This is a genomic window from Arsenicicoccus cauae (assembly GCF_043162025.1).
Classification (GTDB): Bacteria; Actinomycetota; Actinomycetes; order Actinomycetales; family Dermatophilaceae; genus Arsenicicoccus; species Arsenicicoccus cauae.
On the sequence record NZ_CP171001.1, the window covers coordinates 3,253,758 to 3,269,816 of the forward strand.

General features: G+C 71.9%; 18 protein-coding genes and 1 pseudogene. 3 read left to right on the plus strand and 16 right to left on the minus strand.

From position 1 onward, the window contains the following. Nucleotides 1-36: 36 nt before the first annotated feature. The 8 genes from ACF3NS_RS15130 to ACF3NS_RS15165 all read right to left on the minus strand — a co-directional run bounded on the left by ACF3NS_RS15130 (nt 37) and on the right by ACF3NS_RS15165 (nt 7,989). Nucleotides 37-1,452: a peptidoglycan DD-metalloendopeptidase family protein gene (locus tag ACF3NS_RS15130; protein WP_392467094.1), complete on the minus strand. Its 1,416-nt coding sequence runs from the start codon at nt 1,450-1,452 to the stop codon at nt 37-39. A 201-nt stretch (nt 1,453-1,653) separates the two neighbouring features. Further along, nucleotides 1,654-2,565, minus strand: coding sequence for a permease-like cell division protein FtsX (gene ftsX / locus ACF3NS_RS15135; protein WP_154594579.1), 912 nt, complete (start codon nt 2,563-2,565; stop codon nt 1,654-1,656). Continuing rightward, the gene (gene ftsE / locus ACF3NS_RS15140) at nt 2,562-3,356 is read right to left on the minus strand and encodes a cell division ATP-binding protein FtsE (RefSeq protein ID WP_392467095.1); all 795 of its coding nucleotides are present in this window, start codon (nt 3,354-3,356) and stop codon (nt 2,562-2,564) included. Before ftsE ends, ftsX begins: the two co-directional genes overlap by 4 nt. Nucleotides 3,357-3,505: 149 nt before the next feature. After that, entirely contained in the window at nt 3,506-3,796 is a 291-nt protein-coding gene (locus ACF3NS_RS15145) for a hypothetical protein (protein ID WP_392467097.1), read from the minus strand. Between the two features lie 107 nt (nt 3,797-3,903). Beyond that, nucleotides 3,904-5,031 carry a peptide chain release factor 2 gene (gene prfB, locus ACF3NS_RS15150; protein ID WP_288799031.1) on the minus strand — a complete coding sequence of 376 codons (1,128 nt, stop codon included), beginning with the start codon at nt 5,029-5,031 and terminating at the stop codon, nt 3,904-3,906. Between the two features lie 37 nt (nt 5,032-5,068). Continuing rightward, nucleotides 5,069-5,824: an AAA family ATPase gene (locus ACF3NS_RS15155; protein ID WP_392467099.1), complete on the minus strand. Its 756-nt coding sequence runs from the start codon at nt 5,822-5,824 to the stop codon at nt 5,069-5,071. A 141-nt stretch (nt 5,825-5,965) separates the two neighbouring features. Beyond that, nucleotides 5,966-7,351 carry a GntP family permease gene (locus ACF3NS_RS15160; RefSeq protein WP_392467100.1) on the minus strand — a complete coding sequence of 462 codons (1,386 nt, stop codon included), beginning with the start codon at nt 7,349-7,351 and terminating at the stop codon, nt 5,966-5,968. Nucleotides 7,352-7,410: 59 nt separating this feature from the next. Further along, on the minus strand, nt 7,411-7,989 hold the full coding sequence (locus ACF3NS_RS15165; protein WP_392467102.1) for a gluconokinase: 579 nt from the start codon (nt 7,987-7,989) through the stop codon (nt 7,411-7,413). Nucleotides 7,990-8,146: 157 nt separating this feature from the next. On the opposite strand from ACF3NS_RS15165, the gene ACF3NS_RS15170 reads away from it, so the two are divergent. Both ACF3NS_RS15170 and ACF3NS_RS15175 read left to right on the plus strand, forming a co-directional pair. Beyond that, nucleotides 8,147-8,863, plus strand: a complete 717-nt coding sequence (locus tag ACF3NS_RS15170) for a FadR/GntR family transcriptional regulator (protein ID WP_392467103.1) — start codon at nt 8,147-8,149, stop codon at nt 8,861-8,863. A 140-nt stretch (nt 8,864-9,003) separates the two neighbouring features. After that, nucleotides 9,004-9,237, plus strand: a complete 234-nt coding sequence (locus ACF3NS_RS15175) for a hypothetical protein (protein ID WP_392467105.1) — start codon at nt 9,004-9,006, stop codon at nt 9,235-9,237. Between the two features lie 6 nt (nt 9,238-9,243). Here the strand turns inward: ACF3NS_RS15175 and ACF3NS_RS15180 are convergent, their stop codons facing one another. The 7 genes and pseudogenes from ACF3NS_RS15180 to ACF3NS_RS15210 form a co-directional block, all read right to left on the minus strand. Next, the gene (locus tag ACF3NS_RS15180) at nt 9,244-9,747 is read right to left on the minus strand and encodes a pilus assembly protein TadG-related protein (RefSeq protein WP_288799038.1); all 504 of its coding nucleotides are present in this window, start codon (nt 9,745-9,747) and stop codon (nt 9,244-9,246) included. Next, the gene (locus ACF3NS_RS15185; protein ID WP_288799040.1) at nt 9,744-10,241 is read right to left on the minus strand and encodes a pilus assembly protein; all 498 of its coding nucleotides are present in this window, start codon (nt 10,239-10,241) and stop codon (nt 9,744-9,746) included. The genes ACF3NS_RS15180 and ACF3NS_RS15185 overlap by 4 nt, the downstream gene beginning before the upstream one ends. Further along, a complete protein-coding gene (locus ACF3NS_RS15190) occupies nt 10,238-10,654 on the minus strand; it encodes a TadE/TadG family type IV pilus assembly protein (protein ID WP_288799042.1) in 417 nt (138 codons plus the stop codon). Before ACF3NS_RS15190 ends, ACF3NS_RS15185 begins: the two co-directional genes overlap by 4 nt. Nucleotides 10,655-10,657: 3 nt before the next feature. Then, nucleotides 10,658-10,885 carry a hypothetical protein gene (locus ACF3NS_RS15195; RefSeq protein ID WP_154594572.1) on the minus strand — a complete coding sequence of 76 codons (228 nt, stop codon included), beginning with the start codon at nt 10,883-10,885 and terminating at the stop codon, nt 10,658-10,660. A gap of 26 nt (nt 10,886-10,911) precedes the next feature. Next, a complete protein-coding gene (locus tag ACF3NS_RS15200; protein ID WP_288799044.1) occupies nt 10,912-11,850 on the minus strand; it encodes a type II secretion system F family protein in 939 nt (312 codons plus the stop codon). Then, entirely contained in the window at nt 11,847-12,713 is an 867-nt protein-coding gene (locus ACF3NS_RS15205) for a type II secretion system F family protein (RefSeq protein WP_154594570.1), read from the minus strand. Before ACF3NS_RS15205 ends, ACF3NS_RS15200 begins: the two co-directional genes overlap by 4 nt. Continuing rightward, nucleotides 12,710-13,333, minus strand: a pseudogene (locus ACF3NS_RS15210) (CpaF family protein); the annotation flags it as partial. The gene ACF3NS_RS15205 and the pseudogene ACF3NS_RS15210, both read right to left, overlap by 4 nt. 52 nt (nt 13,334-13,385) lie before the next feature. Between ACF3NS_RS15210 and ACF3NS_RS15215 the strand changes: the two are divergent. Next, nucleotides 13,386-14,870 carry a recombinase family protein gene (locus ACF3NS_RS15215; protein WP_392467108.1) on the plus strand — a complete coding sequence of 495 codons (1,485 nt, stop codon included), beginning with the start codon at nt 13,386-13,388 and terminating at the stop codon, nt 14,868-14,870. A 559-nt stretch (nt 14,871-15,429) separates the two neighbouring features. Here the strand turns inward: ACF3NS_RS15215 and ACF3NS_RS15220 are convergent. Then, complete coding sequence (locus ACF3NS_RS15220) at nt 15,430-15,996, minus strand: hypothetical protein (RefSeq protein ID WP_392467110.1); 567 nt, start codon at nt 15,994-15,996, stop codon at nt 15,430-15,432. Nucleotides 15,997-16,059: the final 63 nt, after the last annotated feature.

Below are 16,059 nucleotides of genomic sequence, written 5' to 3' on the forward strand. Positions count from 1 at the left end.
TGAGCCTGCTCGTGCCAGCCGTATGCCGTCCGACCGTCAGAGCCAGTCCATGGGATCGGTGAAGCGACCGTTGACGATCGTCTCGAAGTGCAGGTGGCAGCCGGTGGAGTAGCCCGTGGTGCCGGAGTAGCCCAGCAGCTGCCCGCGCCGCACGCTGCCGCCCTGCACGGCGAAGGACGTGAGGTGGTTGTAGGTCGTCACCAGGTCGACGCCGCGGACGGTGCCGTGCTCGACCATGATCCGGTTGCCGTAGGCCGTGTTGAACCCGGCGGAGATGATGCGGCCGTCGGCCGCGGCATACACGGGCGCGCCGCAGCCGGTGGAGAAGTCGGTGCCGGTGTGCAGCTTGTAGACGTGCAGGACGGGGTGCTGCCGCATGCCGAACGTCGACGTGATGCCACCGGTGGCGGGGCGGCCGAGGACTCCCCCGCCGGGGGCGGGGTTGCTGCGGGGCGCGGTGTCGGCCGGTGCGGGTGCCGGAGCGGGACGGCCCTGCCGGGCGGCCTCCGCGGCGCGGCGCGCCCGCTCGGCGTCGACGGCCGCCCGACGGGCACGCTCGGCCCGTTCGGCGGCGGCTGCGGCCCGGGCCCGGGCGGCGCGGTCGGCGAGCTCGCTGCGGACCGCGTCGGCCTCGCGGTCCAGCTGGGCGAGCCGGGCGGTCTCGTCTGCCTTGCGGGCCTCGACGGCGGCCTTGGCGCGGGCGGTGGTGGCGACGAGCTGCTCGACCCGCAGCCGGGCAGCGGAGGCGTCGGCCTGGGCGTTCTCGCGGGCGCGGACGTTGTCGGCGGACTCGGACCTGAGCTCGGCGACGCGGGCGCGGACGGCCTCGAGGCGGGCCTGCTTGGCGGTCTCGGCGGCGCGGACGGTCGCGAGGTCCCGGGCGGCGGAGGCGCGGACCGAGCCGACGGCCTCGAGGGCGGAGTAGCGGGTGTAGAGGTCATCGGGGGTCTGCGCCTCGACCAGCAGCGAGAGGTCGCGCAGCTCCGCGCCGGGGTCCTGCATCTCGGTGGCCACCTGCCCGATGGCCTCGGTCGCGGTCTCCATCGAGGCCCGGGTGCGGTCGAGGTCCCGGCGGGCCTCGGCCTCGTCGGCGCGGGCCCGCTCGAGCTGGGCGGCGAGCTCGGTGTCGCGACGTCGGGCGGCCTCGAGGGCGGACGTGGCGGTGGCCTCCACCGCGCGCGCCCCGGGGAGCTGGCGCTCGGCCGTCACGAGCTCGGCGTAGGCGTCGGCAAGGTCCGCCGAGGTGAGGTCTAGGCTGCTGCGCAGCGCGCCCATGTCGCGCTCGAGCGTGGTCTGGCGGTCGCGCAGGTCGTTGTCGGAGTCCCCGCGCAGCTGGGCAGCGTGGGCCGGCGCGGCGGCCAGGACGGACGGCAGCACGGGCAGGGCCGCCGCGAGGGCACAGGTCAGGGCGACGGAGCCGCGATGGAGACGGCCTCGGTGGAGCACGCTCATGTCTGACGTCCTGGGGGTTGCGGGGCGGTGGCGGTCGGGCACGTCGGTCGGTGCCGTGCGACACCGCCATGACGTTGGTACCACCAGCACCAGTGGTCACGCGACCACCGGTCGTCCACGGAACCCCTCCGAGACCCACTTGTCACCCGTCTGCGACCTGCGACCATGCGAATGGCCTAAGCGAGCGGGCGAGCAGGTCCGTCATACGCGCAGATAACGACGCAGGGTGACCAGCGAGGTCAGCAGGGACACGACCAGCGCGGTCAGGAACAGCCAGGGCGCGACCCGCCACAGGTCCCCCTGGTCGACGACCGCGATGCCTCCGAGGATCACGAGCTGGCCGGCCTTCTGCCCGACGAACCACGCGAGGACCGACCACAGCAGGCCGGTGGCGAGCGCCGCGCCGATGAGGGAGGCGACGACCGTCTCGATCACGAACGGCGCCTGGATCGTGGTCGCTCCCGCCCCCACGAGCCGCATGATGCCGGTCTCGCGCCGCCGGCTGTAGGCGGACTGCCGGATCGTCGTGGCCACGAGCAGGGTGGCGCAGACCAGCATGACGCCCGCGAGCGCGATGGTCGCCACGGTCAGCGTGCTGAGCAGGTCGATGAGGGGTTCGACGACCTTGCGCTGGTCCTCGACCTTCTCCACCCCCGGGGACCCCTGGAAGGTGCTGGTGATCTGGGAGTACTGCTGCGGGTCCTTGAGCCGGACGCGGTAGGACGCCTTGAGCTGGTCCGGTCGCGTGCTCTGGACCAGCGGGTTGTCGCGGAACTGCTCCTTGAACCGGGCGTAGGCTTCCTGCTGGCTCTCGAAGTCGCGCTCCTGCACGATCGCCATCGCGTCGAGCTGCTTCTCGATGGCCGCGCGGTCGGCGTCGGTGGCCGCCCCCTTGGAGCACGCCGCCTCCGCGGAGGTGGCGTTGCACAGGATGATCGAGACCTGGATCTTGTCGTACCAGTAGCCCTTCATCGTCTGCACCTGCTGGTAGGAGAGCAGGCCGATGCCGAGGAAGAGCAGGCTGACCATCGTGACGAGGGCGACCGAGACGGTCATCGACAGGTTGCGGCGCAGCCCGGTCCAGGCCTCGCCGAGGATGAACCCGAGCCTCATCGGTCCTCCTCGGTGCGTGCGGTCGATCCCGCGGGGTCGGGAGAGCCCGTGGGTCGTGCCGTATGCCGGGGCGCGCCGCCGTCCGGGCCGCGGAGCCCGGTCGCGCGGGTGAGGGCGTACTCGCCGCGCTCGTCGTCGCGGACCAGCCGCCCCTCGTCCAGCTCGAGCACGCGTTTGCGCATCGCGTTGACGATCTCGTCGTCGTGCGTGGCCATGAGGACGGTGGTGCCGCGGCGGTTGATCTGGTCGAGCAGGTCGACGATGTCGAGACTGGTGGCGGGGTCGAGGTTGCCGGTGGGCTCGTCCGCGAGCAGGATCGAGGGTCGGTTGACGATGGCGCGGGCGATGGCGACGCGCTGCTGCTCTCCGCCGGACAGCTCGTGCGGCAGCCGCCTGCCGAGGTCGGCCAGGCCGACCAGGTCGAGGGTCTCCCCCACCTGGCGGCGGACGTCGCGGCGCCGGCCGCCGATCACCTGCAGGGCAAAGGCGACGTTGTCCGCGACGGACTTGGCCGGCAGCAGCCGGAAGTCCTGGAAGACGCAGCCGATCTCGCGTCGCAGCGCGGGCACGTCGCGGCGGGGCAGCCGCGCGAGCTCTCGGCCGGCGACCTGCACCTGGCCCGACGTGGCGGACTCCTCCTTGAGGACGAGGCGCAGCATGGTGGACTTCCCCGACCCCGAGGACCCCACGACGAAGGCGAACTGACCGCGCTCGATGCTGGTGCTGACGTCGTCCAGTGCCGGCCGCGTGGTGCGCGGGTAGACCTTGGACACGTGGTCGAACCTGATCATCGTGTGGCGTGCCCCGTCCTCGTCCCGTCGGCCGCCGCCGGGTCAGGTCGCGACCCGCGGCACGGGACGAGCGTAGGCCGACCGGGGGGACCGGCGCCGCACGTCTCGTCGGCTCGGCGTTGCGGACGGCGACCGCCCGTGACGATGCGTCAGGAGGTGCTGGGCTGGGAGTGCTCGGCCAGGAAGGCCTCGACGTCGTCCTTGGCGGTGACCAGGTCGAGGTGGCGGGTCTCGCGGTGGACCTTGATGGCCTCGATGCGCTTGCCGCGCAGGGCCAGCTGCTGGGCCTGCGCGTCGAGGACCGGTCTGGCCTGCGGGAGGTGGTTGGGGTCCATGCCCGCGAACTCGGCGAGCATCGCGACCTGCTCCTCGAGCAGCTCGACGCGGCGGCGCAGCAGCGCGACCTCGCGACCGGACGGGTCCCCCCACAGCAGTGCCATGGGGTCAGCCTAGGTCACGGTGAGGTCACAGCGGGGTGAATACTCGGCCTCGCCACTCGGATGCCGCCTGATGGACGACGGACGGGTGACGCAACGCCCCGCGACGACTACCCAGCGTCCTGATCGGTGTCGTTGGCCTTGTTGCGGCGCCAGCGGATCCCCGCCTCGATGAAGCCGTCGATGTCCCCGTCGAGGACGGCCGAGGTGTTGCCGACCTCGTGCTCGGTCCGCAGGTCCTTGACCATCTGGTAGGGGTGCAGCACGTAGGACCGCATCTGGTCGCCCCAGCTCGCCTTGACGTCGCCGGCGAGCTCCTTCTTCTTGGCGTCCTCCTCCTGCTTCTTCTGCAGGAGCAGGCGGGACTGCAGCACGCGCAGCGCCGCGGCGCGGTTCTGGATCTGGGACTTCTCGTTCTGCATCGACACGACGATGCCGGTGGGCAGGTGGGTCATCCGGACCGCGGAGTCGGTCGTGTTGACCGACTGACCACCCGGGCCCGAGGAGCGGAAGACGTCGATCTTGAGCTCGTTCTCGGGGATCTCGACGGTGTCGGTGGTCTCGATGAGCGGGATGACCTCGACGGCGGCGAAGCTGGTCTGGCGGCGGCCCTGGTTGTCGAAGGGGCTGATCCGGACCAGCCGGTGCGTGCCGGCCTCGACGGACAGGTTGCCGAAGGCATAGGGGACGTTGACCTCGAAGGTCGCGGACTTCAGCCCCGCTTCCTCGGCGTAGGACGTGTCCATGACCTTGGTCGGGTAGCCGTGCCGCTCGGCCCAGCGCAGGTACATCCGCATCAGCATCTCGGCGAAGTCGGCCGCGTCGACCCCACCGGCGCCCGAGCGGATCGTCACGACGGCCTCGCGCTCGTCATACTCCCCCGACAGCAGGGTGCGGACCTCGAGCTCGCCGACCGCCTTGTGGATCGAGGCCAGCTCGCGCTCGCACTCGGCCAGGGTCTCGGCGTCGCCACCGTCCTCCGTCGCCATCTCGACCAGGACCTCGAGGTCCTCGATCCGCTGGTCCATCTCCACGACCCGGTCGCGCTCGGCGTTCGCGCGGGACAGGGCGCTGGTGACCTTCTGCGCGGCGTCGGGGTCGTCCCACAGGTCGGGGGCGCTGGCCTGCTTCTCGAGCTCGGCGATCTGGCCCGCCAGTGCGTCCAGGTTGGTCACCTCGCGCACGGACGCCATGGTCGCGCGGAGGTTCTTGATCTCTTCGGAGAAGTCGACAGCCACAAACCGACAGCCTACCGCCCGGGCGCACACCGCCCGCTCAGCGCAGGTGCCGCAGGTAGCGCTCGGGTCGCTCAAGGAACCGGCGGTAGTGGTCGACCAGGTCGAGGTCCTCCCACGCCACCGGCCGGTAGCCCTTCTCGTCGAGCTGCAGCAGCGTCGCACCCGGCAGGCTGGCCAGTACCGGCGAGTGCGTCGCCATCAGGACCTGGCTGTCCCCGCGGTCCATCAGCTCCAGCAGCACCCCCAGCAGGTGCAGCTGGCTCGTGAAGGACAGCGCCGACTCCGGCTCGTCGAAGACGTACAGGCCGAACTTCTGGGTGAAGCGGGGCCCGGTGAACAGGTCCCGGAAGCCCTCGCCGTGCGAGCGGCCATGGAAGTTCTCGCCGAAGCTGCCCTCGACGTAGGTGTAGAAGGAGTGCATCGTCTCGGCGCGCAGGAAGAACCCCCACCGCGTCGCCGATCCCGCGTGCCGCACGACCTGCAGGTGCTCGTGGAGCGGGGACTCCGTCGGCCGGGTCACGTGCTGCGCACCGGTCGACCCGCCCTCGGCGTTGAGGCCGTAGGCCATCGCGATGCCCTCGACCAGCGTCGACTTGCCGGCGCCGTTCTCTCCCACCAGGACCGTGGCCGGCCCCGGGTCCAGCCCCTCCCGCAGCAGCTGGGCGACGGCCGGTACGTCGAACGGCCACACGTCCTCGCGGCGCTCCGGCACCTCGCCGTGGACCCGTGCCTCGATCCGCCGCACGGGCAGCCTGATGTCGTGCCAGGGCCGGGTCGTGCGGCGGGAGGTCATACGCCCATGCTCCCCCACCCACCGACAGGCCGGCGGGCAGAGCTCGCCGGGGGGCCGGGACATGCGTGTGGCGTGGCCGCCCAGGGGGCAGCCACGCCGCACGGGTCGTGGGGGCCTGCCGCGGCAGGCCGGGTCAGCGGGTCAGACGAAGAGCGAGGCGACCAGGACCGAGAGCAGACCCATCACGGAGATCAGGGTCTCCATGATCGACCAGGTCTTGATGGTCTCGGACACCTTGAGGCCGAAGTACTCCTTGACCAGCCAGAAGCCTGCGTCGTTGACGTGCGAGAAGAACAGCGAGCCCGAGCCGATCGCGAGGACCAGCAGGGAGGTCTCACCCGTGCTCATGCCGGCGACCAGCGGGGCGACGATGCCGGATGTGGTGACCGTGGCGACGGTGGCGGAGCCGGTCGCGAGGCGGATGACCACGGCGACGAGCCAGGCGAGCAGCAGCACCGACAGGCCCGAGCTGGCCATGCCGTCGGCGAGGAGCTTGCCGATACCGGTGTCGACCAGGACCTGCTTGAAGCCACCACCGGCGGCGACGATCAGGATGATGCCCGCGATGGGGGGCAGCGAGGACTCGACGCTCTTGGTGAGCTCGGCGCGGGTCCAGCCGGCGCCGCGGGAGAAGGTCCACATGGCGACGAGCGCGGCGATGAGCAGCGCGATCAGCGGGGTGCCGAGGAAGTCGAGGCTGACGCGGATCAGGTTCTTCTTGTCGCTGATCAGGATGTCGGCGAGCGCCTTGCCCATCATGAGCACGACGGGCATCAGCACGGTGAACAGCGTGATGCCGAAGCCCGGGCGACGACCGGTGGTGTCCTCGCGGGACTCGAACAGGTCCGGCGCGGGCACGTCGACCCAGCGGCCGGCGATGGTGCCGAAGACGGGGCCGGCGACGATCAGGGCGGGGATCGCGAGCAGGACGCCGAGGGCCAGCGTGAGGCCGAGGTCGGCCTTGAGGACGCCGATGGCGGCGAGCGGGCCGGGGTGCGGCGGGACGAAGCCATGCATCACGGACAGGCCGGCCAGGGTCGGGATGCCGATCCGGATCAGCGACTGGCCGGAGCGGTGCGCCACGAGGTAGATGACGGGCATCAGCAGGACGAGGCCGATCTCGAAGAACATCGGCAGGCCGATGAGGGCACCGACGCCGGCCATCGCCCACGGCAGCGCGGCCGGGGAGGCCTTGCCGACGATGGTGTCGACGATCTCGTCGGCGGCGCCGGAGTCGGCCATCAGCTTGCCGAAGATCGCGCCGAGGGCGATCAGGGTGCCGACGCTCGCGGCGGTGGAGCCGAAGCCCTTGGTGAAGGACTCGACGGCGGTGTTCATGTTGAGACCGGCGACGGCGGCCACGGCGAGCGACCCGATGGTCAGGCCGAGGAAGGGGTGCATCTTGAACTTGGTGATGAGCAGGACGATCAGCGCCATGCCGAGGAGGGCGGCCGGGATGAGCCGACCCGCGGGGATCGCGGCTGCTGCGTCCCCGGCCTGGGCCAGGGAGATGAGGGTGGTGGTCATGCTGGGCGACATCCTTGTCTGTCAGGGTGCGTCGTCGCGGTGGCGATCGAGCGGGGGGGTCAGGGGGCGGCGTGCACGGCGGGGTCGCCGGGAACGGCCTGGGCCGGGAAGGCGCGGACGTAGTCCTCGACGATGACGTCCACGGGCAGGGCGAAGTCGATCGCGATGCCCGCCTCGTCGTCCTGGAGCGGCTCGAGCGTGGCGTACTGCGAGTCGACGAGGGAGACGGGCATGAAGTGGCCGGGGCGCCCGGCGACCCGCGACGACACGACCTCGCGGTCGCCGTGCAGGTGCAGGAAGGTCAGCTCGGGGGCGCCGCTGCGCAGGATGTCGCGGTACTTGACCTTGAGGGCCGAGCAGCCGATGACGGCGCCGGTCTGCTCGTGGTCGCGCAGCCAGGTGGCGAGGCGAAAGAGCCAGGGGCTGCGATCGTCGTCGTCGAGGGGGATGCCGGCCGCCATCTTGTGGACGTTGGCCTCGGGGTGGAAGTCGTCCGCGTCCGCGAACGGGACGCGCAGCCGCTGCGCGAGGGCCGCGCCGGCCGTGGTCTTGCCGCAGCCGGTGACGCCCATGACGACGACCCGTGGGGCGCGGGTCCGCGCGCCGCCGGTGTCGATGTCGATGTCGGTGGAGCTCATCTTCGAAGCCTCCAGGTCCGTGGGGGACGCGCCTCGTCGCGCGTCGAGGGCAACAGCATGCAACCTCTTGGCAGACGATTTCAAGCCCCAGATCAGGATAAGTATGACGATTGACCCGTATGGGCGTCTCAACGACTCCATGTGGCACCATCGAGCCATGCCCGCCCCGCCCTCCCGAACCAGCCTGCACGACACCGTGGTCGACCGCCTGGGGCGCGCCATCGTCTCCGGGGAGCACGCCCCCGGCACCGTGCTGCGAGCCGACCTGATCGAGGAGACCTTTGGCACCTCGCGGTCCGTGGTGCGCGAGGCGGCCCGCGTGCTGGAGGCCATGGGGCTGATCGCGACCCGTCGCCGGGTGGGCATCACCGTGCAGCCGAGGGACGCCTGGCAGGTCTTCGACCCCCGCATCATCCGGTGGCGTCTCGACGGCACCGAGGAGGACCGCGCCGATCAGCTGCGCTCGCTCAACCAGCTCCGCGCCGGGATCGAGCCCATCGCGGCCGGCCTCGCCGCCCACCATGCGACGCCCGAGCAAGCCGCCACGCTCGTCGGCGCGGTGATGGAGATGGCGCGCTGGGCCAAGGCCCAGGACCTCGAGGCCTATCTCGAGGCGGACGTCGTCTTCCACACCACCTTGCTGCGTGCCAGCGGCAACGAGATGCTCGCCGCGCTGGACGGCGTGGTCGCCGAGGTCCTTGCCGGGCGCACCCACCACGACCTCATGCCGGTGGACCCCAACCCCGAGGCGATCCGCCTGCACGGCGACGTCGCCCAGTCCATCCAGTCCGGCGAGTCCGAGGGCGCGACCCGCGCCATGCAGGAGATCATCGACGAGGCCGCCGCCGCGGTCGCCGCGGTCGTCGGCTCCTGACGCGGCGACGACGCACGACCGCCGAGGGAAGGCTTCCCGCGGGAACGCTTTCCGCGGGATGGAGGCTGGGGGACGATGTCCACCCACCTCACCTCGCCTTCGGGTTCCTGGTCGACCTCTTCGAGCGCGGCTGCACGTCCTTGGCCTACGCCTACTCGCCCGAACTGTTCGGCACCGATGCGCGCTCCCTGGGAACGGGTTTCAGCCATGGCCTCGGACGCCTATCCAACGCCGCAGGGCCATTGATCATCGCGTCGATCTACACCTCATCCGGCTACCAGGCGGTGTTCTACTTCATCGCCGCGACCTGGTTCGTCGGCGCCCTGGTCCGCGGCTCCTTCGGACCACGAACACGTCAGCTCAGGACCGTGTGACGCAGGTCAGCGGACCTCCGAGCGGGCGCGGGACACGACGGTCACGTCCACTCCCCCGCCGAAGGCCTCGACCACGCTGCCCACGATCGGCAGGTCCACGTGCCCGGTGACCTCGACCACGGCGATCTGTCCGTCCGGGCTCCCGGTCCGACCGCCGAGGGACCAGGACCGCACGAGATGCGGCCGCCGCTCGGCCGACAGGTGCTGACCCGCGACCTCGACGACCCCCGCGCTGGTGACGGGGACCATGGCCGGCAGGCCCTGGGCGTAGACGCGGTCCTCGTCGATGCGGTCGGCGGCATCCAGGGCGGCAGAGTCTGCGGCGTCCCACAGCTGGGTGCGGGCCAGCTGCACGGCCGTGATGTCGACGCCCACCACGATCATCATCGCGGCGACCAGCATCATCCCGAGGGACAGCAACGAGATCGACCCACGGTCCTCGGGGACGGCGGCCCCGCACCCAGGGACGGCGTCCGCGCCGGACGCGGCCCTGGGCCCGCTGGCCCTCATGACCCGCCCCGGAAGCGATCGACGGTCGCCAGGTGCTCGCCGTGCACCACGACCTCCGACGGCATCACGCCTCGCACGACGTCCGGCACCAACGGCAACTGGACGCGCAGCGACGTGGTCGCCCGCACCCGGGCGTCCGGCCCGAGGCAGGGGTCGTCCAGGCAGGTCACCTGCACGTCGCCCGAGGCGAAGCCGTAGTCCTCGAAGATGATGCGCGCGGCCGCCTGCGACCGGGAGTGCGCGGCACCGACGTCGCGCGACTCGGCAAAGACGCGGCCCGCGTCGCGAGCGGCCCCGGACACGGCATACGCACCCGCCTGGAGCTGGGCGAGGGTCATGACGAGGTAGAAGAGCGGCACGAGCAGGAGCACGGAGACGCCGATCAGCTCCAGGCTCGCCGACCCGCGGTCGCCCTGCTCGCGCACGTGCAGGGTGAGGCGCCGGCGCAGCCGTCGCGGCACGCCCGCCTGGTCCGGCGGGTCCGGTCTGGTCATGACGGCTCCTGACCCTCGCGATAGGCCCGCCCCGACACGGTCAGCTGCCCGGCCGGTCCGAGGGTGCCGATGACCGGGAGCGGGGCACGGATCGTCACCTCGACCACCTCGGCCCCGCCCGACGAGGTCACGCGGGACGAGACGTCCTGGGCGTAGCGGTCGGTCGTGAAATCGCGCACGAGCGCCTGCGCCCGCCCGACCGACGCCCCGGGGTCCACGTCCGCGCGAGCGCCGTAGCGGGCGCCCTCGACCGCGCACTGCACGAGCGTGTTGCGCACGTGCAGCGCGACGGCGACCTGGACCAGCCCGAGCACGAGGACCATGAGCAGGACGGTGACCATGGTGTACTCCGCTACGGCCGAGCCGCGCTCCTGATCGTCTCCCTCGACGGTCGGCAGGTGGGCAGGGGTCACCGGTCAGCCGCCGATGGTGGCCATGGCCTTCTGGAACAAGCCGGTGAGGGCGGGCTTGGCCACGAGCGCGAGCGCCGCGACCAGGCCGGCCGTCATCAGCGTGATCATGACCCAGCCGGGCACGTCGCCCCGCTCGCGGTCCCGATCGTCGCGCAGGCGCGCGACGAGGACGTGGACGGTAGCCGTGGTCCGTGCCACCAGGGCGAGTCCGGCGTCGGTGAGGTGGTTCATGTCGTCCTCCGTGAGGGTGTGATGGGTCAGACGGTGAGGGTGAGCAGCTGGAGGCCGGGAAAGACCGCGAAGAGCACGGTCACCGGCAGGATGAGGAAGACGACGGGCGTCATCATGGCGATCTCGCGCCGACCGCCCTCCTCCATGACGGCGCGGCGGCCCTGCTCGCGCACGTCCTGCGCCTGGGAGCGCATGACGTCTGCCAGCGGGGTGCCGCGCTCGACGGCGATGACGATGCCGTCGACGAAGCGGGCGAGGCCGGGGAGCCCGGTCCGGTCGGCCAGGGACTGCAGCGCGACGGGCAGCGACGACCCCGCGCGGGCGTCGGCGAGGCAGTGACGCAGCTCCTCGGCGAGGTCCCCGCGCGAGAGCCGGCAGACGCGGTCCAGGGCACCGGCAGCGCCCTCCCCCGCGCTCACGGACAGCGCGAGCAGCTCTGCCACCGTGGGGAACTCCTGGAGGATGCGTTCCTCGCGACGGCGCACGGCACGGCTCAGCAGGTGGTCGCGCAGCACGACCCCGGCCGCCGTGGCCACGGCGGCCAGCACCACGGCGGGCACCAGCGCGCTGCGGTCCCGCGCGACGGCGATGGTGGCCCCGGCGGTCCCGAGCACGGCTCCGCCCGCGCCCCACAGGACCTGCTGCGCGCGGAAACCTTCGACGTCGGGGGCCTGCCCGGCGCGCTGCAACCGTCGCCGCACCGACTCCTGCCCGCCGAGCGCCAGGTCCAGCCTGGCCCCGGCACGGACCAGCCAGGGCCGAAGGACGACCAGCAGCCCATGGTCGTCGATCCCCCGCCGCACCGTCGGGGGTGGCAGCGCGACGTCCTGCAGGTATGGCGCCACCCGGTCGTCGATCGTGGGTCGGCGCCGCCCGGGGAGTCGCCGCCATACGAGCAGGGCCCCCATGGCCCAGGTGAGCCCGAGGGCGGCGCCGGTCCACGACCAGTCGGCCAACCAGCTCATCGCAGCACCCTCCGCTCCTCCGGGAGGCGCCCGATGCGCACCATCAGCTGGTAGGCGATCACGGTGATGACCGCGCCGGACGCCAGGACGACGGCCCCCAGTGGAGTGCCGAAGGGCTGCAGCGACGCGGGACGGCTGGCCATCGTCGCCAGGACGACCCAGGGAGCGGCCACGGCGAGCCGGGCCGCGTTGACGGTCCAGCTCTGGCGGGTCTCCATCTCGGCGCGGGTGCGGGCGTCCTCGCGGAGGAAGGTCGACAGGGTCCGCAGCAGTCGGCCGAGGTCGCTGCCGCCGACCTCGCGTGCGAGCCGCATCGACTCGACCAGCCGGTCACCCACGGGGTCGGCCAGCTGGGCCTTGAGCCGGTCCAGGCAGTCGCCGAAGCGCCCGGTCACGCGGTAGTCGTCGGCGAATGCCGCGAACGCCGGCCGCAGCGGCTCCGGCCCGCGGACGGCCAGCTGCGCCAAGGCCTCCGGCAGCGCCAGCCCGGCCCGGACGCCGGACGCGATGTTGTCCACGGCGTCGGGCCACAGGTCGCGCAGGAGCATGCGGTGCCGGCGTGCGCGAGCCCGCACCACCGCGAGCGGTGCATATGCCGCCATGGCCCCGAAGCACACCGCAACGGGCACGACGTCCGTGGTCGCCCAGGACGTCACGAAAGTGATGACTCCGAGGACGCCGCACCCGGTCAAGACCTGCGCGGGGGTGACCGAGCGCAGGTCGGCCTGCGCCAGCTCGTCGGCCAGACGGGCCAGCCTCGGCGCGCGCACCTGCTCGACCGCATCCTCGGACGGCACCCAGCAGGACCACCAGATGCAGAACAGTCCGAGGCCGAGGAGCAGCCCCACCGCCAGGCCGCTCATCGGCGTGGTGCCCCGAGGATCGCCGCCACGTCGTGGCCCGCTCGCTCGAACCGATCCAGGTGGGGCGGGAACCCGTCGCTGCGCACCAGCTCGCCGCCACGTCGGGTGAACAGGTCGGCGACCTCGATGACGTCGTCCTCGACCCGACCCGGGACGGCGACGATCTCGCGCACCCGGCGCGACCCGTCACGCTCCAGAGCGACCTGGACGACCACGTCGATGCTGCCGGCGACCGTCGGGACGACGAAGCGTGAGCCGACGTTCTCCCCGGCCAGCAGCGGCAGCGTGCACATCTTGGTGATGGCCTCGCGTGCGGAGTTGGCGTGGATGGTCGCCATGCCGGGCAGCCCGCTGTTGAGGGCGATGAGCAGGTCGAGGCTCTCGGCCTGCCGCACCTCGCCCACCACGATGCGGGAGGGCCTCATCCGCAGGGCCTCCTTGACCAGGCGTCGCAGGGGGATCTCGCCGGTGCCCTCGAGCGAGGACTGCCGGCACTGCATCGCAGCCACGTCCCGCAGCGGCAGCTGCAGCTCGAAGACCTCCTCGCAGCTGACCACCCGCTCGCGGGGCGGGATCGCCGAGGCCAGGCAGTTGAGCATCGTGGTCTTGCCCGCCTGCGTACAAGCCGAGCCTGAACAGGTACGTTGTCCTCAACCACCCAAGGAGCACCCCATGACCACCGCCGTCATCTACGCCCGGATCAGCGTCACCCTAGAGGAGTCGGTCAGCGTCGAGCGCCAGCTAGAGAGCGCCACGGCGTACGCCGCCGCGCGCGGCTGGACCGTGGCGGGAAGCTTCGTCGACGACGGGGTGTCGGCCAGCCGCAACCGCCCGGACGACCGCAAGGGCTGGGCCGCGCTGCTGGCCTCCCCCACCGCCTACGACAAGGTCATCATCTGGAAGGTGGACCGGCTGGCGCGGCGCGTACTCGACTTCCTCAACGCCGACCAGGCGCTGCAGGACCGGGGCGCGGGCATCGTCGCCGTGGAAGACCCCGTGGATATGACCACCCCCCAGGGGCGAGCCTTTGCGACCATGCTCGCCGTGTTCGGGGAGATGGAGGCGGCGGCAATCTCCGCTCGAGTCAAGGCCGCACGCACGCACCTGCTCCGGTCGGGGCGCGTGGTGGGTGGGACCGTGCCCTACGGGTGGCGGTCGGTAGCCAACCCCGACGGTCCGGGAATGGTCCTCGCCAAGGACCGCGACCGAATCGGCTACGTAGACACCATGGTTGCCCGAACGCTACAGGGGCACAGCATCTACTCGACCGTCCAGCACCTCAACCGCCTGGGCGCGCCCACCCGCAACGGTCGCCCCTGGGCGTACACCACGGTAGAGAACATCCTGCGGCACCCCATTCTGGCCGGTATGACGCCCTTCAACCCTGGCAACGACACCAAGAAGCGCGGCCGCGAGGTACTGCGCGACGCGGACGGCCTGCCCGTGGTGGACGAGTCGGTGGCGCTTATGTCGCCGGGCGAGTGGCGGGCGATGGTCAAGGCCCTGGACGACCGCAACGACGGCCGGGCTAAGCCCCGCGCGATGCGATCCAAGACCTCCGCGCTGCTGTCGGGGCTCGTGTGGTGCGGGGAGCACCTGGACGACGACGGCAACCCCACCCGCATGTGGCGGGGCACGTCGAGCGGGCGGCACGCCTACTCGTGCCCGGTGTGCCACCAGACGGTGTCCGGGCTGGACGACCACGTGGTCGAGCGGTTCCTGACCACCATGGGCGACACCACCCGGTGGACGCGCGTGGTCGAGGTCGAGGAAGGCGGAGCCGAGGAACTGCCCGAGATCGAGCACGCGCTAGCGGACCTGTCGGAGCAGCTAGCCCGTACGGACGACGACGCCGAGGCCGACCGGCTAGGGGAGTCAATACGGCGGCTGCGGGCGCGGCGGCGGGAAGCGCGCTCGGCAGCCCCCGTCGTGGTGCAGCGGGAGGTGGGCTCCCCCACCACGTTCCGGGAGGCCTGGGAGCGGGCGCTGGACGACGCGGAGCGCCGGGCCGTCCTGGACGATGCCATAGACACAGCCTGGGTAGTGCGCGGCAAGGTAGGCCGCTACTTCGACCCGGCCCGGCTCGTGGTGGAGTGGCGCACGGAACCGACCGTGTGGCCCTCCGACGCCGACGTCGCCGCCCACGAGGCGCGTTAGCCGGGCACCCAACCACCCGCGTAGAGGCCGCGTGGAGCCGTTCCACGCGGCCTCTACGCGGGGGGCCGCGTGGAGCCGTTCCACGCGGCTCCACGCGGCCCCGGCAAAACATCGCGTTTCCGCTGGTCGGCGTACAAATCACCCGCGTGGAATACCGTCCACGCGGCTCCACGCGGCCCCCCTACGTGGGGTAGCGTCGCGTCGCCCCCCTATAAGGGGCGACGCGGACGCTACCCACAGGGCCCGGTCTCAGGTAGTCATAGTCCTGGTTGGGGTGCTAGCTGGCTGCGGCCTTCGCACAACTACTCAAACTATGCGCGCTGGGGTTCTTCCAGTCGGTCGTCTGGCCACCGCTGGTGGGCGGAGGGGTGACCGCGCGTCCCGGAACACCACCGAGAAGGGCACGTTCCGCGGGGCGGACGAGATAAGCAGGACCCGGTTCTAGCCACCCTGCGTCCTCTCCGTCCCTCTAAGAGGCGATCCACCCGTGGCCGGGCGGCTACACCCGCCACACCCCGAACGTCCGGGAGAGGGACGGAGAGGACGTTCGCGGCAGGCGCTAGCCCACGGGGCGGGTGCTGGGGAGGTAGGCGTCCTCGTCGGCGGGGGCGAGCTTCCCATTGGGCCACCGCTCCCAGGTGCGGCCCTGGGCGTCCCGAAACACCACGGAAAACGCCGGAGGGGTGTCCTCGTGGCCGGTCCTGGGCTGCGGCCAGGGTTGTGCCCGATCCAGGACCGACGCGTGCTCGCCGGGGGAAATCCGCTCTATCGGCTCCCACCGCCAGGCCGTGGACCCAGACTGTGGGTGGGTGTTGCTCAGGCTCCAGGCACCGAGGCGGACGTTGTAGACCGGGTCCGGACTCAGGTTGTATGCCTCGACGTCAACGAGTCGCTTCTCTAGGTCCAACACGCCGGGGTACTTCTCGGGGTGGTGGACCCGCCGCTCGACGTGCACGTGGCTGGCCTGTCGCTCGCGGCGCTCCTTCTCCTGGACGTCGAGCGTCTCCCGCCCCACGTCGGCGGCGCGCTTAGCGTGCAGACCCGCCCATCCAGCGACAAGGCCGACCAACACTGCGACCCCGACCGCCGCCCACGCGGCCCACGCCGCCGACCACTCCGCACTCACTCCGAGCTCCTCTCCGGCAGCCCAGGGGCGGGCCGTCCAGCGGCTCCGACGAGTCGAACCTGT

What these genes read in the sequence shown, in the direction of transcription:
- ftsX (WP_154594579.1), bottom strand. Translation starts at nt 2,565, where the DNA reads ATGAGGCTCGGGTTCATCCTCGGCGAGGCCTGGACCGGGCTGCGCCGC.
- ftsE (WP_392467095.1), bottom strand. Translation starts at nt 3,356, where the DNA reads ATGATCAGGTTCGACCACGTGTCCAAGGTCTACCCGCGCACCACGCGG.
- ACF3NS_RS15170 (WP_392467103.1), top strand. Translation starts at nt 8,147, where the DNA reads ATGCCCGCCCCGCCCTCCCGAACCAGCCTGCACGACACCGTGGTCGAC.
- ACF3NS_RS15165 (WP_392467102.1), bottom strand. Translation starts at nt 7,989, where the DNA reads ATGAGCTCCACCGACATCGACATCGACACCGGCGGCGCGCGGACCCGC.
- ACF3NS_RS15205 (WP_154594570.1), bottom strand. Translation starts at nt 12,713, where the DNA reads ATGAGCGGCCTGGCGGTGGGGCTGCTCCTCGGCCTCGGACTGTTCTGC.
- ACF3NS_RS15160 (WP_392467100.1), bottom strand. Translation starts at nt 7,351, where the DNA reads ATGACCACCACCCTCATCTCCCTGGCCCAGGCCGGGGACGCAGCAGCC.
- ACF3NS_RS15200 (WP_288799044.1), bottom strand. Translation starts at nt 11,850, where the DNA reads ATGAGCTGGTTGGCCGACTGGTCGTGGACCGGCGCCGCCCTCGGGCTC.
- ACF3NS_RS15180 (WP_288799038.1), bottom strand. Translation starts at nt 9,747, where the DNA reads ATGAGGGCCAGCGGGCCCAGGGCCGCGTCCGGCGCGGACGCCGTCCCT.
- ACF3NS_RS15215 (WP_392467108.1), top strand. Translation starts at nt 13,386, where the DNA reads ATGACCACCGCCGTCATCTACGCCCGGATCAGCGTCACCCTAGAGGAG.
- ACF3NS_RS15195 (WP_154594572.1), bottom strand. Translation starts at nt 10,885, where the DNA reads ATGAACCACCTCACCGACGCCGGACTCGCCCTGGTGGCACGGACCACG.
- ACF3NS_RS15185 (WP_288799040.1), bottom strand. Translation starts at nt 10,241, where the DNA reads ATGACCAGACCGGACCCGCCGGACCAGGCGGGCGTGCCGCGACGGCTG.
- ACF3NS_RS15155 (WP_392467099.1), bottom strand. Translation starts at nt 5,824, where the DNA reads ATGACCTCCCGCCGCACGACCCGGCCCTGGCACGACATCAGGCTGCCC.
- ACF3NS_RS15145 (WP_392467097.1), bottom strand. Translation starts at nt 3,796, where the DNA reads ATGGCACTGCTGTGGGGGGACCCGTCCGGTCGCGAGGTCGCGCTGCTG.
- ACF3NS_RS15130 (WP_392467094.1), bottom strand. Translation starts at nt 1,452, where the DNA reads ATGAGCGTGCTCCACCGAGGCCGTCTCCATCGCGGCTCCGTCGCCCTG.